The organism is Streptomyces sp. NPDC001604, from assembly GCF_042893475.1.
GTDB lineage: Bacteria > Actinomycetota > Actinomycetes > Streptomycetales > Streptomycetaceae > Streptomyces.
Map to the genome: position 1 here is coordinate 173,537 of NZ_JBIAUY010000018.1, position 26,982 is coordinate 200,518.

General features: G+C 69.1%; 20 protein-coding genes and 1 tRNA gene. 13 read left to right on the plus strand and 8 right to left on the minus strand.

Going from position 1 to position 26,982, the window contains the following annotated elements; genetic code table 11:
• Window positions 1–514: 514 nt before the first annotated feature.
• The gene (locus tag ACFY1E_RS37105; RefSeq protein WP_389084221.1) at window positions 515–1,570 is read left to right on the plus strand and encodes a UDP-N-acetylmuramate dehydrogenase; all 1,056 of its coding nucleotides are present in this window, start codon (window positions 515–517) and stop codon (window positions 1,568–1,570) included.
• Between the two features lie 45 nt (window positions 1,571–1,615).
• Here the strand turns inward: ACFY1E_RS37105 and ACFY1E_RS37110 are convergent, their stop codons facing one another.
• Window positions 1,616–2,248, minus strand: a complete 633-nt coding sequence (locus ACFY1E_RS37110) for an NAD(P)-dependent oxidoreductase (protein ID WP_389084224.1) — start codon at window positions 2,246–2,248, stop codon at window positions 1,616–1,618.
• A 103-nt stretch (window positions 2,249–2,351) separates the two neighbouring features.
• Here ACFY1E_RS37110 and ACFY1E_RS37115 point away from each other — a divergent pair, with 103 nt between their 5' ends.
• On the plus strand, window positions 2,352–2,963 hold the full coding sequence (locus tag ACFY1E_RS37115; protein WP_389084226.1) for a TetR/AcrR family transcriptional regulator: 612 nt from the start codon (window positions 2,352–2,354) through the stop codon (window positions 2,961–2,963).
• 327 nt (window positions 2,964–3,290) lie between these two features.
• Here the strand turns inward: ACFY1E_RS37115 and ACFY1E_RS37120 are convergent, their stop codons facing one another.
• Window positions 3,291–4,331, minus strand: a complete 1,041-nt coding sequence (locus ACFY1E_RS37120; protein WP_389084229.1) for an adenosine deaminase — start codon at window positions 4,329–4,331, stop codon at window positions 3,291–3,293.
• Window positions 4,332–4,449: 118 nt separating this feature from the next.
• Window positions 4,450–5,676, minus strand: a complete 1,227-nt coding sequence (locus ACFY1E_RS37125) for a pyridoxal phosphate-dependent aminotransferase (protein WP_389084231.1) — start codon at window positions 5,674–5,676, stop codon at window positions 4,450–4,452.
• 283 nt (window positions 5,677–5,959) lie between these two features.
• Between ACFY1E_RS37125 and ACFY1E_RS37130 the strand changes: the two genes are divergently transcribed.
• The 11 genes from ACFY1E_RS37130 (at window position 5,960) to ACFY1E_RS37180 (ending at window position 20,169) form a co-directional block, all read left to right on the plus strand.
• Window positions 5,960–6,032 (plus strand) — tRNA-Trp (locus ACFY1E_RS37130).
• A 108-nt stretch (window positions 6,033–6,140) separates the two neighbouring features.
• Entirely contained in the window at window positions 6,141–6,428 is a 288-nt protein-coding gene (secE, locus tag ACFY1E_RS37135) for a preprotein translocase subunit SecE (protein WP_115906468.1), read from the plus strand.
• Between the two features lie 80 nt (window positions 6,429–6,508).
• Window positions 6,509–7,348, plus strand: coding sequence for a transcription termination/antitermination protein NusG (nusG, locus tag ACFY1E_RS37140; RefSeq protein ID WP_389084234.1), 840 nt, complete (start codon window positions 6,509–6,511; stop codon window positions 7,346–7,348).
• A gap of 168 nt (window positions 7,349–7,516) precedes the next feature.
• Window positions 7,517–7,951, plus strand: a complete 435-nt coding sequence (gene rplK / locus ACFY1E_RS37145) for a 50S ribosomal protein L11 (protein WP_311696792.1) — start codon at window positions 7,517–7,519, stop codon at window positions 7,949–7,951.
• Window positions 7,952–8,031: 80 nt separating this feature from the next.
• On the plus strand, window positions 8,032–8,757 hold the full coding sequence (gene rplA, locus ACFY1E_RS37150) for a 50S ribosomal protein L1 (RefSeq protein ID WP_389084238.1): 726 nt from the start codon (window positions 8,032–8,034) through the stop codon (window positions 8,755–8,757).
• A 140-nt stretch (window positions 8,758–8,897) separates the two neighbouring features.
• A complete protein-coding gene (locus ACFY1E_RS37155; RefSeq protein ID WP_389084241.1) occupies window positions 8,898–9,830 on the plus strand; it encodes a hypothetical protein in 933 nt (310 codons plus the stop codon).
• 109 nt (window positions 9,831–9,939) lie between these two features.
• Window positions 9,940–10,803 (plus strand): DUF1396 domain-containing protein, encoded by an 864-nt coding sequence (locus tag ACFY1E_RS37160; protein ID WP_389084243.1) that lies wholly within the window; start codon window positions 9,940–9,942, stop codon window positions 10,801–10,803.
• Window positions 10,804–11,083: 280 nt separating this feature from the next.
• A complete protein-coding gene (rplJ, locus tag ACFY1E_RS37165; RefSeq protein WP_389084246.1) occupies window positions 11,084–11,614 on the plus strand; it encodes a 50S ribosomal protein L10 in 531 nt (176 codons plus the stop codon).
• A 121-nt stretch (window positions 11,615–11,735) separates the two neighbouring features.
• Window positions 11,736–12,125, plus strand: coding sequence for a 50S ribosomal protein L7/L12 (gene rplL, locus ACFY1E_RS37170; protein ID WP_344404711.1), 390 nt, complete (start codon window positions 11,736–11,738; stop codon window positions 12,123–12,125).
• 559 nt (window positions 12,126–12,684) lie between these two features.
• On the plus strand, window positions 12,685–16,170 hold the full coding sequence (gene rpoB / locus ACFY1E_RS37175) for a DNA-directed RNA polymerase subunit beta (protein ID WP_389084249.1): 3,486 nt from the start codon (window positions 12,685–12,687) through the stop codon (window positions 16,168–16,170).
• A 99-nt stretch (window positions 16,171–16,269) separates the two neighbouring features.
• Entirely contained in the window at window positions 16,270–20,169 is a 3,900-nt protein-coding gene (locus ACFY1E_RS37180) for a DNA-directed RNA polymerase subunit beta' (RefSeq protein WP_351462489.1), read from the plus strand.
• A gap of 83 nt (window positions 20,170–20,252) precedes the next feature.
• Here the strand turns inward: ACFY1E_RS37180 and ACFY1E_RS37185 are convergent, their stop codons facing one another.
• The 5 genes from ACFY1E_RS37185 to ACFY1E_RS37205 are packed head-to-tail and all read right to left on the minus strand — an operon-like array spanning window position 20,253 to window position 26,899.
• Window positions 20,253–21,482, minus strand: a complete 1,230-nt coding sequence (locus ACFY1E_RS37185) for a M48 family metalloprotease (RefSeq protein ID WP_389084253.1) — start codon at window positions 21,480–21,482, stop codon at window positions 20,253–20,255.
• Between the two features lie 53 nt (window positions 21,483–21,535).
• Complete coding sequence (locus ACFY1E_RS37190) at window positions 21,536–22,087, minus strand: Pycsar system effector family protein (protein WP_389084256.1); 552 nt, start codon at window positions 22,085–22,087, stop codon at window positions 21,536–21,538.
• Window positions 22,084–23,736: a hypothetical protein gene (locus ACFY1E_RS37195; protein ID WP_389084259.1), complete on the minus strand. Its 1,653-nt coding sequence runs from the start codon at window positions 23,734–23,736 to the stop codon at window positions 22,084–22,086. Before ACFY1E_RS37195 ends, ACFY1E_RS37190 begins: the two co-directional genes overlap by 4 nt.
• A 29-nt stretch (window positions 23,737–23,765) precedes the next feature.
• On the minus strand, window positions 23,766–26,054 hold the full coding sequence (locus ACFY1E_RS37200) for a hypothetical protein (protein WP_389084261.1): 2,289 nt from the start codon (window positions 26,052–26,054) through the stop codon (window positions 23,766–23,768).
• Entirely contained in the window at window positions 26,051–26,899 is an 849-nt protein-coding gene (locus ACFY1E_RS37205) for a hypothetical protein (protein ID WP_389084264.1), read from the minus strand. The genes ACFY1E_RS37200 and ACFY1E_RS37205 overlap by 4 nt, the downstream gene beginning before the upstream one ends.
• Between the last annotated feature and the right edge of the window lie 83 nt (window positions 26,900–26,982).

Here is a 26,982-nt window from a genome sequence, read left to right on the forward strand (position 1 = left end):
ACGGACTGCCCGCAGCTAGGGCGGCGAGTGGCACCCGCAGTCGCGTACGGCGGGAAGGGGACGTGTCGGGGGGTGTCCGCCCGCAGCGGCCGGCGTCACCCCCGAGCACAGCCGCAACCACCGGCAACCGCCGGACCGAGGACGGACACCCCCCGGCGCGGCCCCGCCCCACCCACCGAACTACAGGCGCTACCCACACCCCCACCGAAGCCGCACAGGCGCCGCAGGCACCCGCACCCAGCCAGCCGCACAGGCGCCACAGGTGCACCCCGGCCAAAGCGCCGCAGGCACCACCCCTGCCACAGCCGCACAGGCGCCGCAGGCACCCGCACCCAGCCAGCCGCACAGGCGCCACAGGCATCCGCGCCCAGCCAGCCGCACAGGCGCCACAGGTGCACCCCGGCCAAAGCGCCGCAGGCACCGGCACCCCCTGGCCAAACACCCGCACCCCCGCCAAAGCGCCGCAGGCATCCGCACCCCAGCCCCCCACTCCCCGTCTCGTACCCTTGAGCCCGTGCAGGAACGACACGACGCCCCCCTCGCCCCGCTGACCACCTTCCGGCTGGGCGGCCCCGCGACCCGGCTGATCACCGCCACCACCGACGCCGAGGTGATCGCAGCGGTCCGCGAGGCCGACGACACCGGCACCCCGCTCCTGCTGATCGGCGGCGGTTCCAACCTGGTCATCGGTGACAAGGGCTTCGCAGGCACCGCTCTCGTCATCGCCACCAAGGGCTTCGACCTCGACGGCACACGCCTGGAGCTCGCCGCCGGCGAGGTGTGGACCGACGCCGTCGCCCGCACCGTCGAAGCCGGCCTCGCCGGCATCGAGTGCCTGGCCGGCATCCCCGGCTCGGCCGGCGCGACCCCCATCCAGAACGTCGGCGCGTACGGCCAGGAGGTCTCCTCGACCATCACCGAGGTGATCGCCTACGACCGCCACACCCGAGAAACGGTCACCGTCCCGAACGCCGACTGCGCCTTCTCGTACCGCCACAGCCGCTTCAAGGCCGACCCGGAGCGCTACGTCGTCCTCCGCGTCCGCTTCGAACTCGAGGACGCCGACGGCCTCTCCGGCCCCATCAAGTACGCCGAGACGGCCCGCGCCCTCGGCGTCGAACCCGGCGACCGCGTCCCCCTCGCAGCGGCCCGCGAGACCGTCCTCAAGCTGCGCGCCGGCAAGGGCATGGTCCTGGACCCCGAGGACCACGACACCTGGTCGGCCGGCTCCTTCTTCACCAACCCGATCCTCACCGACGCCCAGTTCGCCGCCTTCCACGCGCGCGTGCAGGAACGGCTCGGCGACGGCGTGGAGCCCCCCGCCTACCCGGCGGGCGAAGGCCACACCAAGACCTCCGCGGCCTGGCTGATCGACAAGGCGGGCTTCACCAAGGGCTACGGCACGGGCCCCGCCCGTATCTCCACCAAGCACACCCTCGCCCTCACCAACCGCGGCGAAGCCACCACCGAGGACCTGCTCGCGCTCGCCCGCGAGGTCGTCAGCGGCGTCCGCGAGGCCTTCGGCATCACCCTGGTCAACGAGCCGGTGACGGTCGGCGTCAGCCTGTAGCGCCGGCCCGGCCCGGGAGGACGGGCCGGGGCATGGGGCGTACGCCTAGTACGCCAGTCCCACCCCCTGCTTCACCGTCCCCTCGTCGTCGATCATCGCCAGCATGGCGTGCGCGACGTCGGCGCGTGAGATGAAGCGGCCCTTGTTCGGGAAGCCGCCGACGACGGTGCGATAGCGGCCGGTGAGCGGCTTGTTCTGCAGGCGCGGTGGCCGTACGGACGTCCAGTCCGTGCCGCTGCGGGCCAGCTCGTCCTCCATGCCGCGCAGGTCGGTGTAGATGTCCTTCAGGACGGCCGACACCACACCGCGCATCGCACGGTCGAACGCGCCGTCGCCGTCGGGAGCGGGGCCGACGGGAGCGGCGCTGACCACGAGCAGCCGGCGTACGCGCTCGGTCTCCATCGCGCGCAGCACCGTACGGGTCAGCCGGGTGGCGACCCCGGCGTCCTTGCGGCTGCGCGCGCCCAGACCGGAGAGGACGGCGTCCCGGCCGCTGACGGCGGCGCGCAACTCGTCGGGGTCGGTGAGGTCGGCACGGAACACCTCCAGCGCGTCCCCCGTGACGTCGAGCCGGGCCGGATCGCGGACCACCGCGGTCACCCGGTGGCCGGCCCCGAGGGCCTGGCGCACGATCTCCCGGCCGATGCCGCCGGTGGCGCCGAAAACGGTGAGGTTCATGAGTGCTCCCGTACTCGGGAATGGTGGGTGAGTATTCACTCACCCCTGCTTCCCTCTAGAGTGGGTAATCACTCACTCACTCGTCAAGCCGATTGGACGCCTCATGGAGCCGAAGCCGGCGCGGGTCCGCATCCTCGACGCCGCCCACGAGCTCATGCTCACCGTCGGACTCGCCCGCACCACCACCAAGGAGATCGCCCGGGCGGCCGACTGCTCCGAAGCGGCCCTCTACAAGTACTTCGAGAGCAAGGAGGAACTGTTCGTGCGCGTGCTCGCCGAGCGGCTGCCCCGGCTCACGCCCCTCCTGGCCGGCCTCACCGCCGAACCGGGACAGGGCACCCTGGAGGCAAACCTCACCGGGATCGCCCGCCAGGCCGCACTCTTCTACGAGCAGAGCTTCCCGATCGCCGCCTCCCTGTACGCCGAGCCCCAGCTCAAACGACGCCACGACGACGCCATGCGCACGCTCGGCGCCGGCCCGCACCGCCCCATCCAGGACCTGGACGCCTACCTGCGCGCCGAACAGGCCCACGGCCGCGTCCGCGCCGACGCCGACACCTTCGCCGCGGCATCCCTGCTGCTGGGCGCCTGCGCACAGCGCGCGTTCGCCTACGACATGACCGACACGGGGGAGCGGCCCCCGGTCGACGCGTTCGCCGCACGGCTCGCGAGGACACTGCTGGGCGGAATCTCCGTTGCGCCCACGCACGCGTGAACCTCACGCTGGGTGCATGACAAACACCCGGACAGCCGCTTCGGGGAGCACCGTGTGCGGCTGAGGCTGCGCCAGTTCCGGCCCCGCACCGGACCACACGCATACCGGGTCGTCCAGCCCCGGCACCCCTTGCGGCACACCTCCCTGCGCGCTCCCGACCCCATCGGCCTGCTGCTCGGCGACCACGACGGACTGAGCAGGCTGGCGGTGTCGGCCAGGGGCGCTCGGCGTACATGGGATCGATCTGCCCCCTGGCCGAACCGCCCGGCGGCGGGCATCCGGTCGAGGTGATGATCTGCTTCAAGGCATATCCGCCCTACGCCCACTTCAGGCTGCCGGGCGGGCCAGCCACTCGTCCACGCCGGCCAGCAGCCGCGCCCTGACGTCTTCCGGGGCGGCCGAGCCCCGGATCGACTGGCGGGCCAGCTCGGCGAGTTCGGGGTCCGAGAAACCGTGCGCCTGCCGGGCGATCTCGTACTGCGCGGCCAGCCGGGAGCCGAACAGGAGCGGGTCGTCGGCGCCCAGCGCCATCGCGACACCGGCGTCGTACAGCGTCCGCAGCGGAACGTCCTCCGGCTTCTCGTACACGCCCAGGGCCACGTTCGAAGCGGGACAGACCTCACAGGTCACACCCCGCTCCGCGAGCCGCCTCAGCAGCCGGGGGTCCTCCGCGGCCCGCACCCCGTGCCCGATGCGGTTCGCGTCCAGGTCGTCGAGACAGTCCCGTACCGACGAAGGACCCGTCAGCTCCCCGCCGTGCGGCGCCGACAGCAGCCCACCCTCGCGGGCGATCGCGAACGCCCGGTCGAAGTCCCTCGCCATGCCCCGGCGCTCGTCGTTGGACAGCCCGAAGCCGACCACACCCCGGTCCGCGTACCGCACGGCCAGCCGGGCCAGCGTCCGCGCGTCCAGGGGATGCTTCATCCGGTTCGCGGCGACCAGCACCCGCATCCCGAGCCCGGTCTCCCGCGAGGTCGTCTCCACCGCGTCCAGGATGATCTCCAGCGCCGGGATCAGACCGCCCAGACGGGGCGCGTACGAGGTCGGGTCGACCTGGATCTCCAGCCACCCCGAGCCGTCCTTCAGATCCTCCTCGGCGGCCTCCCGCACCAGACGCCGGATGTCCTCGGGCTCCCTCAGGCACGAGCGCGCCGCGTCGTACAGCCGCTGGAAGCGGAACCAGCCCCGCTCGTCCGTCGCCCGCAGCCTCGGCGGCTCCCCGCTGGTCAGCGCCTCGGTCAGGGCTTCGGGCAGTCGCACACCGTACTTGTCGGCCAGCTCCAGCACGGTGGTGGGCCGCATCGACCCGGTGAAGTGCAGATGCAGATGGGCCTTCGGCAGCTCAGAGACATCACGTACACGCTCCATTCCAGGATCCTGCCGTACGCCCCGGCCGTCCCGGAAGCGGATTCCCCGTACGTGGTCTTGCTCGCACGAAAAAACGGACCCCCTCGCACGAGGGAGTCCGTTCTTACGCGCGCACAGGTCAGTCCTGCGCCTCCGCCAGCAGCTTCTGGATCCGGCTGACACCCTCGACGAGATCCTCGTCACCCAGGGCGTACGACAGCCGCAGATAACCCGGCGTGCCGAAGGCCTCGCCCGGGACGACCGCGACCTCGGCCTCCTCCAGGATCAGCGCGGCCAGCTCCACGGTGTCCTGCGGCCGCTTGCCGCGGATCTCCTTGCCGAGCAGGCCCTTGACCGAGGGGTACGCGTAGAAGGCGCCCTCGGGCTCCGGGCAGACCACGCCGTCGATCTCGTTGAGCATCCGCACGATGGTCTTGCGGCGGCGGTCGAAGGCCTCCCGCATCTTCGCGACGGCCTCGAGGTCACCGGAGACGGCGGCCAGGGCGGCGACCTGTGCGACGTTCGACACGTTCGACGTGGCGTGCGACTGCAGGTTGGTTGCGGCCTTGACCACGTCCTTCGGGCCGATGACCCAGCCCACGCGCCAGCCCGTCATCGCGTACGTCTTCGCGACACCGTTGACCACGATGCACTTGTCGCGCAGCTCGGGCAGCAGCGCGGGCAGCGACACGGAGACCGCGTCGCCGTACACCAGGTGCTCGTAGATCTCGTCGGTCAGCACCCACAGGCCGTGCTCGACGGCCCAGCGGCCGATCGCCTCGGTGTCGGCCTCGGAGTACACCGCGCCGGTCGGGTTGGACGGCGACACGAACAGGACGACCTTGGTCTTCTCCGTACGGGCGGCCTCGAGCTGCTCGACCGAGACGCGGTAGCCGGTGGTCTCGTCGGCGACGACCTCCACCGGGACACCGCCCGCGAGACGGATCGACTCCGGGTACGTCGTCCAGTACGGCGCCGGGACGATGACCTCGTCGCCCGGGTCGAGGATCGCGGCGAAGGCCTCGTAGATGGCCTGCTTCCCGCCGTTGGTGACGAGGATCTGCGAGACGTCGGGCTCCCAGCCGGAGTCGCGCAGCGTCTTCGCGGCGATCGCGGCCTTCAGCTCGGGCAGACCGCCGGCCGGGGTGTACCGGTGGTACTTCGGGTTCTTGCAGGCCTCGACGGCCGCCTCGACGATGTAGTCCGGGGTCGGGAAGTCGGGCTCACCGGCGCCGAAGCCGATCACCGGACGCCCGGCGGCCTTGAGGGCCTTGGCCTTGGCGTCCACGGCGAGGGTGGCGGACTCGGAGATCGCGCCGACTCGGGCGGAGACCCGGCGCTCGGTGGGAGGGGTTGCAGCGCTCATGGGGCCCATCGTTTCAGACCGGAAACGGCCCCGGCACGCGGGTTTCACAGACTGAACATGTGTGGGTCGACCACTGAACACCTGTCCGGAATCAGCCGGTGGCCTGGGTGATCTTCCACCGGTTTTCCGGCGATCTTCCTCCGCCAAGGCCCCTACGGGCGCTTTCTGTTCGACGATGCGCTCCGGACCACGTACACTCTCACCTCGTTGGCCATCAGCAGCCGCGCCGCAGGCGGTGCACACCGAGCACCCGGTCGGATGCGGTACGTTGGGGGACACACAAAGGGTCGTAGCTCAATTGGTAGAGCACCGGTCTCCAAAACCGGCGGTTGGGGGTTCAAGTCCCTCCGGCCCTGCTACACACACCTTCGCCAGGATGTGTGCGCATGTACGTACAGCAATGCAACGCCGTGCGGCTCAGACCGGGCGCGGCACGGCCACGACCCGGGAACAGGTGAGGACGAATGGCGGACGCCGTGGGCTCCATCGACACGCCTGACGCCCAGGACGAGGCGCAGGAGTCGAAGAAGAAGGCCCGCAAGGGCGGTAAGCGGGCCAAGAAGGGTCCGTTCAAGAGGCTTGCCCTCTTCTACCGCCAGGTCATCGCCGAGCTCCGCAAGGTCGTCTGGCCTACGCGCAACCAGCTGACGTCGTACACCACCGTGGTGATCTTCTTCGTCGCCGTCATGATCGCCCTGGTGACCGTGATTGACTATGGGCTCAACCACGCGGCCAAGTACGTCTTCGGCTGAGCCGAGAGCGAAGGGCGCCGAGGTACCCGGCGCCCCTTTCGCATGTTCCACCCCTATGTATCCAGGAAGAAGCAGCCACCGTGTCTGACACGAACCTGAACGACGACGCCATCGAGCCGGACGAGTCCGTGGACGACGAGCTCGACATCGTCGAGGGCGCGGACGAGCAGGACGAGTTCGAGGCTGCCGAGGCCGAGGCGGGCGAGCCGGCCGAGGAGGCCGCCCTGCAGGTCGTGGACGAGGACGAGACCGCCGACGACGAGTCCGCCGAGGAAGAGATCGCGGAGGAGGAGTCCGAGCCGGTCGACCCGGTCGAGGCCCTCCGCGAGGAGCTGCGCTCCCTGCCCGGCGAGTGGTACGTCATCCACACCTACGCCGGCTACGAGAACCGCGTGAAGACCAACCTGGAGCAGCGCGCCGTCTCGCTGAACGTCGAGGACTACATCTTCCAGGCCGAGGTGCCGCAGGAAGAGGTCGTCCAGATCAAGAACGGCGACCGCAAGACGATCAAGCAGAACAAGCTCCCGGGCTACGTTCTCGTCCGCATGGACCTGACGAACGAGTCCTGGGGTGTCGTCCGCAACACCCCCGGCGTCACCGGCTTCGTGGGCAACGCCTACGACCCGTACCCGCTGACCCTGGACGAGATCGTCAAGATGCTCGCCCCGGAGGCCGAGGAGAAGGCCGCCCGCGAGGCCGCCGAGGCCGAGGGCAAGCCCGCTCCGCAGCGCAAGGTCGAGGTCCAGGTGCTGGACTTCGAGGTCGGCGACTCGGTCACCGTCACCGACGGCCCGTTCGCCACGCTGCAGGCGACCATCAACGAGATCAACCCCGACTCGAAGAAGGTCAAGGGTCTGGTGGAGATCTTCGGCCGCGAGACGCCGGTCGAGCTTTCGTTCGACCAGATCCAGAAGAACTAGCAGCTTCTGGACGGACCGCTTCCACGCAGGTCAGGCGGGCTCTCGTAGCCGGTCTGACCTGCTCGGTTTTCAGCCGCGCATCTATACCCGTTATCGTTGTGCGGTATGCCTTCATCCGGGACGCGACCCGGGCGGGGGCACGCCTCAATCGAAAGGACCCGGAGAGCAATGCCTCCCAAGAAGAAGAAGGTCACGGGGCTCATCAAGCTCCAGATCAACGCCGGTGCGGCGAACCCGGCTCCGCCGGTCGGCCCCGCGCTGGGCCAGCACGGCGTCAACATCATGGAGTTCTGCAAGGCGTACAACGCCGCGACCGAGTCGCAGCGTGGCTGGGTGATCCCGGTGGAGATCACGGTCTACGAGGACCGCTCCTTCACCTTCGTCACCAAGACGCCGCCGGCCGCCAAGATGATCCTCAAGGCCGCGGGTGTGGAGAAGGGCTCCGGCGAGCCGCACAAGACCAAGGTCGCCAAGATCACCGAGGCGCAGGTCCGCGAGATCGCCCAGACCAAGCTCCCCGACCTCAACGCCAACGACCTGGACGCCGCCGCGAAGATCATCGCCGGTACCGCGCGTTCCATGGGCGTCACGGTCGAGGGCTGAGCCCAACTCCCGCAAGCAGCAGAAGTGGCAGGGCCTGCTCGGCCCGGACCACGACTCCTCAGACATACACAGGAGCAGTAGTGAGCAAGCGCAGCAAGTCTCTCCGCGCTGCGGACGCCAAGATCGACCGGGAGAAGCTCTACGCCCCGCTCGAGGCCGTCCGTCTCGCCAAGGAGACCTCCACGACCAAGTTCGACGGCACCGTCGAGGTCGCCTTCCGTCTGGGTGTCGACCCGCGCAAGGCCGACCAGATGGTCCGTGGCACCGTGAACCTTCCGCACGGCACCGGTAAGACCGCCCGGGTCCTGGTCTTCGCGACCGGTGACCGTGCTGCGGCCGCGGAGGCCGCGGGCGCCGACATCGTCGGCTCCGACGAACTGATCGACGAGGTCTCGAAGGGCCGCCTGGACTTCGACGCCGTCGTCGCCACCCCGGACCTCATGGGCAAGGTCGGCCGCCTCGGCCGTGTGCTCGGTCCCCGTGGTCTCATGCCGAACCCCAAGACCGGCACCGTGACCCCGGACGTGGCGAAGGCCGTCAACGACATCAAGGGCGGCAAGATCGAGTTCCGTGTCGACAAGCACTCGAACCTGCACTTCATCATCGGCAAGGTGTCGTTCGACGACAGCAAGCTGGTGGAGAACTACGGCGCCGCGCTGGAGGAGATCCTCCGTCTGAAGCCGTCCGCCGCCAAGGGTCGCTACATCAAGAAGGCCGCGATCAGCACCACGATCGGCCCCGGCATCCCGGTCGACCCGAACCGCACCCGCAACCTCCTCGTCGAGGAGGACCCGGCCGCCGTCTGATCCTGACGGCAGTCGCGCGTACGCGTTTTTCACACGAGCCCCGCAACCTCCGTGGTGCGGGGCTCGTCCCTTTTCCCGGACGGGTGTCAGTGCTCTGCGTTAGCGTGCGGGCACAGCAATCGCATAGGGGTGGGGGACCGATGAAGAGCACGACCGTGCGCCGGGTGAGCCTTTCGATCGCAGCGGTGACCGCGCTGTCGGGCGTGGCCGCCTGCAGTTCCTCGGACTCCTCCGGCAAGGGCGAGGGGGCCTCCGGCAAGGGCGCGACGCACGTCAGCCCCATAGCGGCCCTGCGCACCGCCGAGAAGTCCACCGACGGCGCCGACTCGGCGAAGGTCGAGTCCACGACCACCATGGGCTCCCTGATGTCCATGACGGGCGACGGAGCCCTCGGCTGGGCGGACGGTCTCACCGGCAACATGACCATCACGTACACCGGCGGCACCATCGCGGCCACCATGCGCCGGCTCGGCACCACGTCGATGGAGGCCCGCTATCTGCCCGACGCGTACTACGCCAGGATGGGCGACAAGTTCGCCCAGCAGGCGGGCGGCAAGCACTGGCTCCGGTACGGCTACGCGGACCTCGCCGAGCTCGGCGGCAGCTCCGGCGCGTACCTCAAGGACCAGATGCAGAACACGACCCCCAACCAGTCGGTGAAGCTCCTGCTGGCCTCCGGGGACGTCAAGAAGGTCGGCACCGAGAAGGTGCGCGGCGTCGACACCACGCACTACTCGGGCACGGTGGACGTCGCCGACCTCGCCCGCAAGAACTCCAACCTCACCGCGAGCCAGCTCGCCGGCCTGAAGAAGCAGCTCACCCAGGCCGGCGTCAGCACGGAGTCCGTCGACATCTGGGTCGACGACCAGAACCTCCTGGTCAAGAAGGTCGAGAAGGGCCGCATGTCGGCCGGGGAGTACACCCAGACCGCGTACTACAGCGACTACGGCGTGAAGGTCTCCGCCACCGAGCCGCCCGCGAGCGACACCGAGGACTTCAAGCAGCTGATGAAGAAGCAGGGCTGGACACCGGGCAGCAGCGACACCGCGAGCGGATCCGGCAGCAGCTCCTGACGCGGCGGGGCTGCTGATGTCACCGGGAATACGGAAGACTCCTGCAGCCTCCTGAGGTTAGGCTCGGCTCCTTACTGTGTATCAGCCATGCATTACATGGGGGGAATCAATGGGGACTTCCGTACGGGTTTCGACGCGCCGTAAAGCGACGGGCGCAGGCCTCGCCGCCCTGCTGCTCGCCGGGGGAGCGGTCGGCTGTCAGAAGAGCGACTCCGCCGAGTCGCCCGCGATGACACCGGCGGCAGCCGTCGCCAAGGCCGCGAAGAACAGCGAAGAGATCAAGTCCGCGCACTACCGGATGAAGGGCAAGGTCCCGGGCGAGGGCCGGGTCAACGCCGAGGCGGCGATGAGCATGAAGCCGCTGGCCATGAGCATGAAGATGACGGCCCCGGACCAGGCCACCGAGGGCCCCGTCGAGATCCGCCTCGTCGGCAAGGCCATGTACATCGGCGGGAACGCCTCCATGGCCAAGGAGATGGACGGCAAGAGCTGGATCAAGCTCGACATGTCCGCGCTCGGCGGCGGCAAGGGGCTGAACGCGGACCAGCTGGGCGCCGGCCAGGCCAACCAGAATCCGGCGGCCAACTCCACCTTCCTCACCGGCTCCAAGAACGTGAAGAAGGTCGGCACCGAGACCGTCGAGGGCGTGAAGACCACCCACTACGAGGGCAAGGTCACCGTCGCCGACCTCAAGGCTGCGCTCAAGGACAGGGACAAGGGCAAGACCGTAGGGGAACAGCGCGAGAAGAGCCTCGATCAGTTCGAGAAGATGGGCGTCGACGCGTTCACCATGGACATGTGGATCGACGGCGACGACCACACCAAGCAGTTCCGGATGCGCGGCGAGGCCGACAAGGGCCCGCTCGACCTGACCTTCACGTTCCTCGACATCAACAAGCCGGTGCAGGTCACGGCCCCGCCGGCCAAGGACACCGCCGACCTCGCCGCGATGATGAAGGGCGCCCGGAGCTGAGCCGCAGGACCGGATTTGCTTGACAGCGATCCGGTCACGTACCCTCCTGGGGAAGCCAAAGACCGCTGGTCGTTGCCGTGCGCTCCTGGAGGGTGCGGTGGCCGAAGGATCCGCTGAACCGCGGACGACCCGCGCAGGTGACTGTGGAAGTGCTCCCGGAGTTCGCAGCTGGCGCTGTGATGATTCGGTCGAGCTACGCCCCGTGCGCCTGCGCCGGGGCGTTTCGTTTTCCCCAGCCCCTTCCGAGCGGTCGTCATCACCCGGAAGGAGGCCGACGCTCATGGCAAGGCCCGACAAGGCTGCCGCGGTGGCCGAGCTCACGGAGCAGTTCCGTAGCTCGAGCGCCGCTGTGCTGACCGAGTACCGGGGTCTCACCGTGGCGCAGCTCAAGACGCTGCGTCGCTCGCTCGGTGAGAACGCCCAGTACGCCGTGGTGAAGAACACGCTGACCAAGATTGCGGCCAACGAGGCCGGGATCTCGACGCTCGACGACCTGTTCAACGGTCCGACGGCGGTCGCCTTCGTCACCGGTGACCCGGTGGAGTCGGCGAAGGGTCTTCGTGACTTCGCCAAGGACAACCCGAACCTCGTCATCAAGGGCGGTGTCCTTGACGGCAAGGCGCTGTCCGCCGACGAGATCAAGAAGCTTGCGGACCTCGAGTCCCGCGAGGTTCTGCTCGCCAAGCTGGCGGGCGCCCTGAAGGGCAAGCAGACGCAGGCTGCACAGCTCTTCCAGGCGCTTCCGACGAAGCTCGTCCGCACCGTGGACGCCCTTCGCGCCAAGCAGGACGAGCAGGGCGGTGCCGAGTAACTCGGCTCGCGCATTGACCGCCGCCTGAGGCTCCCGCCCAAGGAGCGGTCACAGCGGGCCGAACGTACGCCCGCCAGACATGTACATCCGGCACCAGCCGAAATTTAGTGGAAGGAAAGCCATCGTGGCTCTCACCCAGGACGAACTGCTCGCCGAGTTCGAGGGCATGACCCTCATCCAGCTCTCCGAGTTCGTGAAGGCGTTCGAGGAGAAGTTCGACGTCACCGCCGCTGCCGCGGCCGTCGTCGCCGCCCCGGCTGCCGGCGGTGCCGCCGGTGGCGCCGCCGAGGTCGAGGAGAAGGACGAGTTCGACGTCATCCTCACCGGCGCCGGCGACAAGAAGATCCAGGTCATCAAGGTCGTGCGTGAGCTGACCTCGCTGGGCCTGAAGGAGGCCAAGGACCTCGTGGACGGCGCCCCGAAGCCCGTTCTCGAGAAGGTCGCCAAGGACGCCGCGGACAAGGCCAAGGAGGCCCTCGAGGGCGCCGGCGCCTCCGTCGACGTCAAGTAAGGCCTCTCGGCCCCACAAGGGGCTGTAACGCCTGAGCACCGAAGAGCGATCATCCATCCGGGTGGTCGCTCTTCGGCGTTCCTGGGTGCCGGGTGGTGGCTGCCTTGCACCGTCGGGTGTGCGGAGTATGGTGATCTTCGTCGTGCCTCCAAGCACCCCAGGTGGTATGTGGTTTGGGCCATGGGGGCCTTGACGAACCGCACGCAGCGCGCAATTCTCAGGACGCGTCGTCACAAGGATCCGAATCCGAGGCATGGATCGACGATGAAGAGGGCAGTATCAACGTGCATTGAGGGCGTGGGCTTGCCGCAGGTGTTGAGAACAACGAGGGTCTCCGAAAACCGGGGCTGGACATCAGTGTGCCAAGTGGCTACACTGACCCTTTGCGCTGCCTGTTAGCTGTCCCCTGCCCGTCACCAGGGGCATGCCCTCGCTTGAACACCGACGATCAGAACGTCCCTGACCTGGCCTTTCGGCCAAATCGGGGAGTCCTGTCTCTGTGTGTGGGAGAGGGACCGGTACGCGCGTAGTGAGTCCGAGCCCTCGGAAGGACCCCCTCTTGGCCGCCTCGCGCACTGCCTCGACCGCGAATACGAACAACGGTGCCAGCACCGCCCCGCTGCGCATCTCCTTTGCAAAGATCAAGGAGCCCCTCGAGGTTCCCAACCTGCTCGCGCTGCAGACCGAGAGCTTTGACTGGCTGCTCGGGAACACCGCCTGGCAGAGTCGGGTCGAGGCGGCTCTGGAGTCCGGTCAGGACGTCCCCACCAAGTCCGGTCTGGAGGAGATCTTCGAGGAGATCTCCCCGATCGAGGACTTCTCCGGGTCGATGTCGCTGACGTTCCGCGACCACCGTTTCGAGCCGCCGAAGAACAGCATCGACGAGTGCAAGGAGCGCGACTTCACGTACGCCGCTCCGCTCTTCGTGACGGCTGAGTTCACCAACAACGAGACCGGCGAGATCAAGTCCCAGACGGTCTTCATGGGCGACTTCCCGCTCATGACGAACAAGGGCACCTTCGTCATCAACGGCACCGAGCGTGTCGTGGTGTCGCAGCTGGTCCGTTCGCCCGGTGTCTACTTCGACTCCTCCATCGACAAGACGTCCGACAAGGACATCTTCTCCGCCAAGATCATCCCCTCCCGGGGTGCCTGGCTGGAGATGGAGATCGACAAGCGCGACATGGTCGGTGTGCGCATCGACCGCAAGCGCAAGCAGTCCGTGACCGTTCTGCTCAAGGCTCTCGGCTGGACGACCGAGCAGATCCTGGAGGAGTTCGGCGAGTACGAGTCCATGCGCGCCACCCTGGAGAAGGACCACACCCAGGGCCAGGACGACGCGCTGCTCGACATCTACCGCAAGCTGCGCCCGGGCGAGCCCCCCACGCGTGAGGCCGCGCAGACGCTGCTGGAGAACCTGTACTTCAACCCGAAGCGCTACGACCTCGCCAAGGTCGGCCGCTACAAGGTCAACAAGAAGCTGGGTGCGGACGCTCCGCTCGACGCGGGCATCCTGACCGTCGAGGACATCATCTCGACGATCAAGTACCTGGTGAAGCTGCACGCGGGCGAGACCGAGACCGTTGGTGACAGCGGCCAGTCGATCGTCGTCGAGACCGACGACATCGACCACTTCGGCAACCGTCGTCTGCGCAGCGTCGGCGAGCTCATCCAGAACCAGGTCCGCACGGGTCTGGCTCGTATGGAGCGTGTCGTCCGCGAGCGCATGACGACCCAGGACGTCGAGGCGATCACGCCGCAGACCCTGATCAACATCCGGCCGGTCGTCGCCTCCATCAAGGAGTTCTTCGGCACCAGCCAGCTGTCGCAGTTCATGGACCAGAACAACCCGCTGTCGGGTCTCACCCACAAGCGCCGTCTGTCGGCTCTTGGTCCGGGTGGTCTCTCCCGTGAGCGGGCCGGCTTCGAGGTCCGTGACGTGCACCCGTCCCACTACGGCCGCATGTGCCCGATCGAGACGCCTGAAGGCCCGAACATCGGTCTGATCGGCTCGCTCGCCTCCTACGGCCGGGTCAACGCGTTCGGCTTCGTCGAGACGCCGTACCGCAAGGTCGTCGACGGCCAGGTCACCGACGAGGTCGACTACCTGACGGCCGACGAGGAGGACCGCTTCGTCATCGCGCAGGCCAACGCCACGCTCTCGGACGACATGCGCTTCGCCGAGAACCGGGTCCTGGTCCGCCGCCGTGGCGGTGAGGTCGACTACGTCGCCGGTGACGACGTGGACTACATGGACGTCTCGCCGCGCCAGATGGTGTCGGTCGCGACCGCCATGATCCCCTTCCTCGAGCACGACGACGCCAACCGTGCCCTCATGGGCGCGAACATGATGCGTCAGGCAGTGCCCCTGATCAAGAGCGAGTCCCCGCTCGTCGGCACCGGCATGGAGTACCGCTCCGCCGTCGACGCCGGTGACGTGGTCAAGGCCGAGAAGGCGGGTGTGGTCCAGGAGGTCTCCGCGGACTACATCACCACCGCCAACGACGACGGCACGTACATCACGTACCGCCTGGCCAAGTTCGCCCGCTCCAACCAGGGCACCTCGGTCAACCAGAAGGTCATCGTCAACGAGGGCGACCGGATCATCGAGGGCCAGGTCCTCGCCGACGGTCCGGCCACCCAGAACGGCGAGATGGCGCTCGGCAAGAACCTGCTCGTGGCGTTCATGCCGTGGGAGGGTCACAACTACGAGGACGCGATCATCCTGTCGCAGCGCCTCGTGCAGGACGACGTCCTCTCCTCGATCCACATCGAGGAGCACGAGGTCGACGCCCGTGACACCAAGCTCGGCCCCGAGGAGATCACCCGGGACATCCCGAACGTCTCCGAGGAGGTCCTCGCCGACCTCGACGAGCGCGGCATCATCCGCATCGGTGCCGAGGTCATCGCCGGCGACATCCTCGTCGGCAAGGTGACCCCGAAGGGTGAGACCGAGCTGACGCCGGAGGAGCGCCTGCTGCGCGCGATCTTCGGTGAGAAGGCCCGTGAGGTCCGTGACACCTCGCTGAAGGTGCCGCACGGCGAGACCGGCAAGGTCATCGGCGTCCGCGTCTTCGACCGCGAGGAGGGCGACGAGCTTCCCCCCGGTGTGAACCAGCTGGTGCGCGTGTACGTGGCGCAGAAGCGCAAGATCACCGACGGTGACAAGCTCGCCGGCCGGCACGGCAACAAGGGTGTCATCTCGAAGATCCTGCCCATCGAGGACATGCCGTTCCTCGAGGACGGAACTCCGGTCGACATCATCCTCAACCCGCTGGGTGTGCCGTCCCGAATGAACCCGGGACAGGTGCTCGAGATCCACCTCGGCTGGCTCGCCAGCCGTGGCTGGGACGTCTCCGGTCTCGCCGACGAGTGGGCGCAGCGCCTGCAGGCCATCGGCGCCGACCAGGTCGACCCGGGCACGAACGTCGCAACCCCCGTCTTCGACGGTGCGCGCGAGGACGAGCTCGCGGGTCTGCTGCAGCACACCATCCCGAACCGCGACGGCGAGCGCATGGTGCTCCCGTCCGGCAAGGCGCGGCTGTTCGACGGCCGTAGCGGTGAGCCGTTCCCGGAGCCGATCTCGGTCGGCTACATGTACATCCTGAAGCTGCACCACCTGGTCGACGACAAGCTGCACGCGCGTTCGACCGGCCCGTACTCGATGATCACCCAGCAGCCGCTGGGTGGTAAGGCCCAGTTCGGTGGCCAGCGGTTCGGCGAGATGGAGGTGTGGGCGCTGGAGGCTTACGGCGCCGCATACGCCCTCCAGGAGCTGCTGACCATCAAGTCCGACGACGTCACCGGCCGCGTGAAGGTCTACGAGGCCATCGTCAAGGGCGAGAACATCCCCGAGCCCGGCATCCCCGAGTCCTTCAAGGTGCTCATCAAGGAGATGCAGTCGCTCTGCCTGAACGTGGAGGTGCTGTCCAGCGACGGTATGTCCATCGAGATGCGTGACACCGACGAGGATGTCTTCCGCGCTGCGGAGGAGCTCGGCATCGACCTGTCCCGGCGCGAGCCGAGCAGCGTCGAAGAGGTCTGACGGGAGTCCGGCCGGAGGACCTGGTGAGGACCCTCCGGCCGGCCCCTGGACCCCCGTATCAGACCAAAGACTTACAACCCTGAGAGGGATTGACGCATAGTGCTCGACGTCAACTTCTTCGACGAGCTCCGGATCGGCCTGGCCACCGCTGACGACATCCGTCAGTGGAGCCACGGCGAGGTCAAGAAGCCCGAGACCATCAACTACCGCACCCTCAAGCCCGAAAAGGACGGACTCTTCTGCGAGAAGATCTTCGGTCCGACCCGGGACTGGGAGTGCTACTGCGGCAAGTACAAGCGTGTCCGGTTCAAGGGCATCATCTGTGAGCGCTGCGGCGTCGAGGTCACTCGCGCCAAGGTGCGCCGTGAGCGGATGGGCCACATCGAACTGGCCGCCCCCGTCACGCACATCTGGTACTTCAAGGGTGTCCCCTCGCGCCTCGGCTACCTGCTGGACCTGGCGCCCAAGGACCTCGAGAAGGTCATCTACTTCGCGGCGTACATGATCACGTACGTCGACGAGGAGCGCCGTACCCGCGACCTGCCCTCCCTGGAGGCGCATGTCTCGGTCGAGCGTCAGCAGATCGAGAACCGCCGGGACGCCGACCTGGAGGCCCGCGCCAAGAAGCTCGAGTCCGACCTGGCCGAGCTCGAGGCCGAGGGTGCCAAGGCCGACGTGCGCCGCAAGGTGCGCGAGGGTGCCGAGCGTGAGATGAAGCAGCTGCGCGACCGTGCGCAGCGCGAGATCGACCGTCTCGACGAGGTGTGGACCCGGTTCAAGAACCTCAAGGTCCAGGACCTCGAGGGTGACGAGCTCCTCTACCGCGAGCTCCGTGACCGCTTCGGCACGTACTTCGACGGCTCGATGGGTGCTGCGGCGCTGCAGAAGCGCCTGGAGTCCTTCGACCTGGAGGAGGAGGCCGAGCGCCTCCGCGAGATCATCCGTACCGGCAAGGGCCAGAAGAAGACCCGTGCGCTCAAGCGCCTGAAGGTCGTCTCCGCGTTCCTGCAGACCAGCAACAGCCCCAAGGGCATGGTGCTGGACTGCGTGCCGGTCATCCCGCCGGACCTTCGCCCGATGGTGCAGCTGGACGGTGGCCGCTTCGCGACCTCCGACCTGAACGACCTGTACCGCCGTGTGATCAACCGCAACAACCGCCTGAAGCGGCTTCTCGACCTCGGTGCGCCCGAGATCATCGTGAACAACGAGAAGCGCATGCTCCAGGAGGCCGTGGACGCGCTGTTCGACAACGGCCGTCGTGGCCGTCCGGTCACCGGTCCCGGCAACCGCCCGCTGAAGTCCCTCAGCGACATGCTGAAGGGCAAGCAGGGCCGTTTCCGTCAGAACCTGCTCGGCAAGCGTGTGGACTACTCCGCGCGTTCCGTGATCGTCGTCGGTCCGCAGCTGAAGCTGCACCAGTGCGGTCTGCCGAAGGCGATGGCGCTGGAGCTCTTCAAGCCGTTCGTGATGAAGCGCCTGGTGGACCTGAACCACGCGCAGAACATCAAGAGCGCCAAGCGCATGGTGGAGCGCGGCCGCACGGTCGTGTACGACGTCCTCGAAGAGGTCATCGCCGAGCACCCGGTGCTGCTGAACCGTGCTCCCACCCTGCACCGCCTCGGCATCCAGGCCTTCGAGCCGCAGCTGGTCGAGGGCAAGGCCATCCAGATCCACCCGCTCGTCTGCACCGCGTTCAACGCGGACTTCGACGGTGACCAGATGGCCGTGCACCTGCCGCTGTCCGCGGAGGCGCAGGCCGAGGCCCGCATCCTGATGCTGTCCTCGAACAACATCCTCAAGCCCGCCGACGGCCGTCCGGTGACGATGCCGACCCAGGACATGGTCCTCGGTCTGTTCTTCCTCACCACCGACGGCGAGATGCGCAACGTCAAGGGCGAGGAGCGCTCCTTCGCGTCCGTCGCCGAGGCGATCATGGCGTTCGACGCCGGCGAGCTCTCGCTGCAGTCGCGCGTGGACATCCGCTTCCCGGTGGGCACCATCCCGCCGCGCGGCTGGACCCCGCCGGCGCAGGAGGAGGGCGAGCCGGAGTGGCAGCAGGGTGACACCTTCCGCCTGCGGACGACCCTGGGCCGCGCGCTCTTCAACGAGCTGCTGCCCGAGGACTACCCGTTCGTCGACTACGAGGTCGGCAAGAAGCAGCTCTCCGAGATCGTCAACGACCTCGCCGAGCGCTACCCCAAGGTCATCGTGGCGGCGACGCTCGACAACCTGAAGGCGGCGGGCTTCTACTGGGCGACCCGTTCCGGTGTCACCGTGGCCATCTCCGACGTCGTCGTTCCCGAGGCGAAGAAGGAGATCGTCAAGGGCTACGAGGCGCAGGACGAGAAGGTCCAGAAGCAGTACGAGCGCGGTCTGATCACCAAGGACGAGCGCACGCAGGAGCTCATCGCGATCTGGACCAAGGCGACCAACGAGGTCGCCGAGGCGATGAACGACAACTTCCCGAAGACCAACCCGATCTTCATGATGGTGAACTCGGGTGCACGAGGCAACATGATGCAGATGCGTCAGATCGCCGGTATGCGTGGTCTGGTGTCGAACGCGAAGAACGAGACGATCCCGCGTCCGATCAAGGCGTCGTTCCGTGAGGGTCTGTCCGTGCTGGAGTACTTCATCTCCACGCACGGTGCCCGTAAGGGTCTGGCGGACACCGCTCTGCGTACCGCCGACTCGGGTTACCTGACCCGTCGCCTGGTGGACGTCTCCCAGGACGTCATCATCCGCGAGGAGGACTGCGGCACCGAGCGCGGTCTGAAGCTGCGGATCGCCAACCGCGGCGCCGACGGTGTGCTGCGCAAGGCGGACGACGTCGAGACCAGCGTCTACGCCCGCATGCTCGCCGAGGACGTCGTCATCGACGGCAAGGTGATCGCGCCGGCCAACGTGGACCTGGGCGACGTGCTCATCGACCAGCTGGTGCACCACGGTGTCGAGGAGGTCAAGACCCGCTCGATCCTGACCTGCGAGTCCCAGGTCGGCACCTGCGCCATGTGCTACGGCCGCTCGCTGGCCACCGGCAAGCTGGTCGACATCGGTGAGGCGGTCGGCATCATCGCCGCCCAGTCCATCGGTGAGCCCGGTACCCAGCTGACGATGCGTACCTTCCACACCGGTGGTGTGGCCGGTGACGACATCACCCAGGGTCTGCCGCGTGTCGTCGAGCTCTTCGAGGCCCGTACCCCGAAGGGTGTCGCCCCGATCTCCGAGGCCTCCGGCCGCGTCCGGATCGAGGAGACCGAGAAGACCAAGAAGATCGTCGTCACCCCGGACGACGGCAGCGACGAGACGGCGTACCCGATCTCGAAGCGTGCCCGACTCCTGGTCAGCGAGGGCGAGCACGTCGAGGTGGGCCAGAAGCTCACCGTGGGTGCCACCAACCCGCACGACGTGCTGCGCATCCTGGGCCAGCGTGCCGTCCAGGTCCACCTGGTCGGCGAGGTCCAGAAGGTCTACAACTCGCAGGGTGTGTCGATCCACGACAAGCACATCGAGATCATCATCCGGCAGATGCTGCGCCGTGTGACGATCATCGAGTCCGGCGACGCCGAGCTGCTGCCCGGCGAGCTGGTCGAGCGCTCGAAGTTCGAGGTCGAGAACCGTCGTGTGGTCCAGGAAGGCGGCCACCCGGCCTCCGGCCGTCCGCAGCTGATGGGTATCACCAAGGCCTCGCTGGCGACCGAGTCGTGGCTGTCGGCGGCGTCCTTCCAGGAGACGACCAGGGTCCTCACGGACGCGGCGATCAACGCCAAGTCCGACTCCCTGATCGGCCTCAAGGAGAACGTCATCATCGGTAAGCTCATCCCGGCCGGTACGGGTCTGTCCCGCTACCGCAACATCCGGGTCGAGCCGACCGAGGAGGCCAAGGCCGCGATGTACTCGGCCGTCGGCTACGACGACATCGACTACTCGCCGTTCGGCACCGGCTCCGGCCAGGCCGTTCCGCTGGAGGACTACGACTACGGTCCGTACAACCAGTAGGCGAGCGATCGCTTGAGTTGAAGGGCGGTCACCCCGTTGGGGGTGGCCGCCCTTCGGCGTACCGTCGCCGCTGTGCGGCGGCCTCAGCGCGACGGCTGCTGCAGGTAGGGCTGCAGGTGGTGCAGCCGGGTGTGGTAGTCCGGGTGGGAGGAGAGCAGTTTGCTGAGGGCGCTCTCCTCCAGCTTCACACCGCCGTTCGCCGCCGTGAGCGCGGCCTCCGTCTGCTGCTCGTGCTGGTGCAGCTTCGCCAGTACGGAGGCGAGCATCGGGGCGAAGCCCAGCTCGGCGGCGTGCTCGTCGGCCCGCAACTCGGAGCGGCGGCCGACCGCGGCGAGCGCGTACGGGACGAGGAGGACGAGCAGGGGAAGGCCGTAGAGCGAGCTGATCGTCGCCAGGGCGATACCGCCGATGACCGTGACGACGATGGCGACGCCGAAGCAGCCGAACGCCCGCGACACCTTGAACACGACGCTGGAGAACGCCTTGAGGAAGCGCCAGGCGAGCCGGCCGGGCAGCGCGTACCAGTAGCCGAGGAGCCCGGACCAGGCGTGGCCGCCGACGTGGTGACCCAGCTCGTGTGCCATGACGGCGGCGAGTTCGCCGTTGGGCAGCTGGTTCATGGCGAAGCGGGTGACACCCACGATGTGGCCGGCCGCGGCGACCGCGTTCAGGCCGTCGCTGTCCTCCACCCACAGCTCGTAGTTACGGCCCTCTATGCCGGCCCGGGCCGTGACCTCACGCCAGACCGGTTCGAGTTTGGCTCGTTCTTGCGGAGTGGGGTAGCGCAGACCGAGCAAACGGCGCGCGACGGCGCTTTCCGTGGGGCGATGGAAGACGAGTGCGCCGCTGGCGAGCCACGCCAACACCACGACGATGCCGAAACCGCCGAAGAAGGCCGAGACGAGCCCGACGACGAACAGGCTGCACAGGAAGTTCGGCAGGTGGAGCAGCAGGCTGCCGACACTCGTGGCGTCGGTACGGCGCTGGTCGCGGCGGATGTGGACGCGGCCGTGGTCGGTGCTGATGTGGTGGGGGTGTGCGGTGGGATCGGGCGGAGTGGGATACGGCGGCGCGGTCGGCACGGGCGGTATGGCGGCCGCCGGCGCGGGAGCGCCCGGGTACTGCGGAGGTGGGGCTGCCTGTTGCGGATACTGCGGGGCGGCCTGGGGGTAGGCGGGAGCGGTCTGAGCGGGGTACTGCGGTGCCTGCGGGTGACCGGAAGCCTGCGGGTACTGGGGAGGCTGGGGAGGCTGGGCCGACTGCGGGTACTGCGGCGGTACCGACGGCTGGGGATACTCCGGTGGTTGGGTCATGGCGGTTCCGATTCCTGTCGGGTCGTTCGGTGCGGGGACGGCGGCGTTGCGGCTCAGCCGATGAGCAGGGACGCGGGCAGCAGGACCGTGCCGACGCAGAAGGCGATCAGGCCGACGCGGATCCACTGGTGTTTGCGGGCGGCGAGACGGCTCGATTCGGTGAGCGCCTCGGTCAGAGCGGCGAGCGGGTTGTGTTCCGTGTCGGTGAGTGCGGACTCCAGGCAGCCCTGCCGTACGGCCTGCCGGATGTCGCCGAAGTAGGTCAGCGGGCGGCCGGGCGTCCACGCCCCGCAGTCGTAGCGGGGGAGCACGGCCAGCAGCATGGCGAAGAGGGAGAGACCGAGGGAGAGCGCCCCGGACCACCACACCACCGTGCCCGCGGTGGACATGGCCGAGGGGGTCCAGCCCCGTCCCGCCAGCAGCCCGCTGAACACACCGGCCGTCATCCCGAGCGCGGCGACCAGCACCGACGCCTTGCTGTCGGCCCGCCCGATCTCGGTGCGCAGATCGGCGAGGAGCCGCTCGCAGACGCGTAGGCGTTCCGCGGAGACCGGGGGCCGGGGAGTGTCGGTGTCGGGCGCGGGCGACGGGTCGAGGGCGGTCATGAGCCGGGTGCCTCCGGGGAGTCGTCCTGGTCGTCCGGGTGGGTCTGAGCGGGCTGGGGCGCAGGCACCGGCGCCTGAGCGGCGCCCGGCTCGGGGGCGGTCGGCCGGCTGGGCAGGGTCGGGCTGCTGCCGTAGCCGGGCGGGGGCTGCCAGGACGTTGCGGGCGGCGGCGGTGGTGCGGCGGGCTGCGGCGGTGCGGCGGGCGGCGGTGTGGGAACGCCCGGATACGGGGTGGAGAACGGCGACGGCTGCCCCGCGGGGGTGTAAGGCGGCGAGGGCTGCCAGGCCGACTGGGCGGGAGGCGCGGGCGGCGGCGCGTAGGGGTTGGCCTGGGGAGTGCCGTAAGGGCCCGGGATGCCGGGAAGGGTCGGTGGCTGATACCCCTGCGGGCCCTGCGCCGGCCCCCGCGGTCCCTCTGGCCCCGGTGCCCCGAAGTCCTGCTCCACGGGCGTCGGCGGTTCCGTGCCCGGCGGGCCGGGGTGACCGAGGCCGCCGTACTCCGGCCCGGGTCCCTGCGGCGGCAGCAGCGGCGGGTTCTGCGGGACCCCCGGGAGCCGTTGGTTGAGGATGTCGCTGACCGTGCGCAGGGCGAGCTGCTTCGGGCCCTCCAACTCGTAGTTCTCGGCCTGGTCACCGCTGAGCAGCTGGCCCACCAGGTCCATCTGGGCCTTGATCATGCGGAGCTGGTCCTCGCGCATGCTGTTCATGACCAGCTGGGAGTCCTCGGGGTGCTGGGCGAGGTGCAGGGCCCAGGCGTGCACACCGCCCTGCTGCAGGTGGTACTGGTAGAAGTTGATCTTCTCTTCCTCGATGCGCTGCAGCTCCAGCATCTGCTGCCCCTGCTGCAGGGCCAGTTGGTGCTGCTGCCCGCTCATCAGCAGGGCCTGCTCGTGCTGCCATCTCTGCTGCTGGAGGATCAGCTCCTGCTGCTGACGGCCGTAGGCCGTGGCCCGCTCCAGTTGGAGCTGGTCCTGCTGTCTGCCCCGGCGGTCCACCTCGACGTCGATCCGCATGCCCTGCTCGGCCGCGTGGATCTGCTCGGTGGCGGAGTGGTCGATGGCCTGGAGCCGGCGCTGGTGGTCGATGTTCTCCTGGTCGCGCCGCACCCGCAGCGTCCAGGTCACCTGCAGCCCCGCGCCCGCCCCGAGCGGCCCCAGCACGGTGATCGCCTGCAGCAGCTCGCGCTCGGCGGCCGCGCTGTCGGCGATCGCGAACCGCCGGCTCACCGGCCGGGCCGCCTGCTGCAGTTCGCCCAGCGCCAGCGCCGGCACGTCCCGGTGCCCGCTCGCCACGAACCGGGCCGGATCGAGGACCTGCCAGGACAGGTCCACCGCGGCGGTGAACTCGAACGCGTCGTTGTCGCTGGGCAGGGTGAGCTCGGTCGAGAACGGGTGCACCCCCATGTCCACCTCGTACACGGCCGTGTACCGGTTCGCCACGATCTCGGCGCGGGTGGGACGGCGGGGCGGCAGATACGGCTCGTAGCCGCCCTTCGGGGTGGAGAAGACCAGGGCGTGGTCGATGCGGACGAACGACTTGAGGTTGAGGTCGAAGCGGCCGAGCTGGCGCACGGTGAGTACGGGGTCGACCAGTTCGGAGTGCCGGTCCGCCTGTTGCTGCCAGTCGGGCGGGCGGTTGAAAGCGGGCATGGTGGGTGTCTCCTCGGGAGAATGACGGGTCAGTTGCGGGCCGGGAGGACGGTCAGGAGCCGGGCCGCCACGTCGGGCGGGGGATCGCCGTCCTCGCCGGGCATGGTCCGCAGCAGATGGCTCAGCCGGTCGTGCTCGGCGGGGGTGGTGACGAGCCGGGGCAGCAGGGCGGCCAGCGCCCATTCGGTGGCCGTGGCCCGGTTGGCGATCAGCACCCACTCGCGCAGCACGTCCAGGGCCGGGCGGGTGAAGCGGGGATCGGACAGGGCCGCCCGCCACAGCTCCGGAATGCCGTGCGCGCCCTCGCCGCCCTCGTGGGCGGTGCGGGCGTACCAGTCGAGGACCAGCGGGATGCCGTACTGCTCGTCGTCCTGGGTGCGGCCGCAGGCGTTCACGAAACCGCCGAGCGCCAGGTCGTGCACGGCGCGGTCGTCGTCGAGATGCTCGCGCAGCTCGGCCAGGACGGGGTCGCTGGCCGCGGAGAGCAGCAACAGCTCGACGGCCTCGGCGAGTTCGCGGGCCATCGGGCCGTCGAGCTCGTCGGGCTCGTCCTCGTACAGCCTGCGGACGGCCTTGCGCAGCGCCGCCAGCGCCTGCTCGGGGCGCTCCGGGCCGATCAGCCCGTACGCCCGTACGGCCACCCAGCGCAGGCGCGGATCGTCGCCCTCGCACCAGCTGTCGAGGATGCGTGGGACGTGGGGCGTGTCGATGAGGTGGGCCAGGGTGAGCGAGTTGACGGCGACCAGCCGGTGCCGGAACAGCCGGGAGGTGCCCCACGGCTCGATGACCAGCGCCATCGCGGAGGGCAGGTCGGTGCGGGCGAGGACCGCGACGGTGGACGCGGCGCGGGTACGGACGAGGGGACGGCCGTCGTCGGCGAGCCGGCGCAGCCAGCCGATCAGCGCGGGCCGGGCCGACGGATGGCCGGTCCACACCTCGCGCAGCAGCACGAGCGAGGCCCGCTCGTCGCGGAACCTGGCCTTCTGCTGGGGAACCGGCCCCCACGCGGTGTGCTCGTCCTCCTCGAACCTCTCGGCGCGGGCGAGCTGGAGGCGCTTGCCGATGTGTGTGCCGAAGACGGGGACCTCGGGGACCAGCGACCGGTTCCAGGTCTCCTGGAGGAAGCGGTAGAGCAGGTCGCTGACCTCGGCGGTGAGCGCGTACGGACCGCCGTCGAAGGCGGCCAGCGCCACCAGGAACGCCTTGTCCCGCAGATGGATCGAGGTCTCGTCCTCCTCGAACCACTCCTGGACCTGCCGCTCCAGCGACACGAGCGAGAACTGCGCGACCGCGTCCGTGCCGATCTCGCCGGCCGCGTACCGCCCGAGCAGCTGCGCGAAGTCCGCGACCTCGCGCGGCTGATGACCGCGGTCCAGGAACTCGGTCACCTCCGGGAGCTGCAGCAGCTTGGCGGTGGTCTCGGCGTCGGTGCCGGTGCGCAGATGGGCGGTGAGGACGTCGACGGCGGAGGGCGGCCGCCAGGAGGCGGCGAACGGCACGTCCTCCAGTACGGCGGCGGAGTCCACGGTGACGATCAGATACCCGTGCTCACCGAGCGTGTCGCGGGCGGCGAGCAGGTGCGGTTCGCGCAGCGGGCGGTCGCGACGGGTGACCAGGTCGCACAGGACGTGTCCGCGTGCGGGACCCTGCTCGGCGTGGCCGTCGGCGGCGACCCGGTCGGCGAGCGCGCTCGGCGCGGTGTCACGGTCCAGGGTGCGGACGGAGGAGACGCCGAGCCGGTGCAGAAGCATCAGCGCGGCCGTGCGGCGACCGGTGAAACGGGCCCCGGACAGGATCAGCACATGGTCGCGGCGCAGCCGTTCCAGCAGATCGGCGATGACGTCCCCGTCCGCGACGAAGGACTCGGCCAGGCGTTCCAGACTGCTCGCCGGGATCTCGCCGGAGGCGGAGCCGGGTGCCGAGAACCCGGGCATCGAGAACTGGTACACCGTCTTGGTGCCCATGATCACGTCGCCGCTGACCTGATTGCCGGTGACGTTGTTCTGGTCGCCGCGCACCCGGCCGCCGCCGAAGCGGGCCTGGGCGCCGATGCTCATGCTGCGGGGGGTGTGACCCAGCAGGTCCTGCCGGGCCGACCAGGCGTTCTGCGGCTGGTCGCGCTCCTGGGACTCGCCGTCGGTGTCCTCTCTTCGGGCCTCGTCCTTCGGCTCGGGTTCCGCCGTGCCCTGGTCCGACGAGGAGTCGGGTGCCTTCGCCGCCGCTCCCGCCTTCGCGGGTCCGCCGGTCCCCGGGGCTCCTCCCGCGGCGCCGGCTGCGCCCGCGCCGCCCCCGGCGGGCTGCTGACCGGGTGTGCTCACGCGCCCTCACCCCGCCCGCCCCGGCCGCCGCCGATGGTGAAGTCGCCGCCGATCTGGTTGCCGGTGACGTTGTTCTGGTCGCCGCTCACCGTGCCGCCGCCGATGCTGCCTCCGCCGATGGTGAGGGCGCCCTGGAAGACGGGGCCCGGCGCCGGGGCTCCCCGGTCCGACGCCGGGCCGCCCTGCTCGGGGACCCTCGGCGCCGGGCGGTCCCCCGATCCGCCCGGCGCCTCCCCCTTCCCAGTCCCACCGTGGTCCTCGGCCGCCACGCCGGCCGGCACGGAACCGTGCAGCCAGGCGTTGAGCGGGCCGTTCTTGCTGTCCACCGTCACCGCGTGGAACTCCGTCTCCGGGACACCGAGATGGCCGTGCCTCACGACGCCCTGGTAGACGGAGTCGGAGACGCACAGCGCGAAGTCGTCGGCGCGCTCGCGCAGGGCGGCGCGCAGGATCTGCCCGTCCAGCAGCCGGCAGGCGTGGTTGAGGTCGGAGCCGACCCAGCCGTCGCGTTCGTCCACGGCGACCCAGCCGGCGGCGACGACACCGCGCAGCCGGATCTGGGCGGAGCTGGACGCCGTCCGGTTGACCGCGCGCAGCTCCGCCGGCACGTCCGTGAGCAGGGCCCGCAGCAGCGCGGTGATCGGGACGCCGGCGTCGATGAGCTCCATCACCGAGTCCCCGCGGTCGGCGCGCAGCCGCCTCGTCTCGTCGATGCCCGCGCTCTCCAGGACGCGGTCGGTGACGTCGTAGAGCATGCGGCGCAGATACGCCTGCTCCACGTCGTCCCGGTCGCTGAACCTCTCGATGTCCAGCAGCAGGATCGTACGGTTCACGGGATCGGTCATGATCGCCTCTCCGAGGGGGGTGTCTGGTGCAGGGCAGCAGAGTGGCGTTCGGGTGACCGGTGTGGTGAGGGCGGATGACGCAC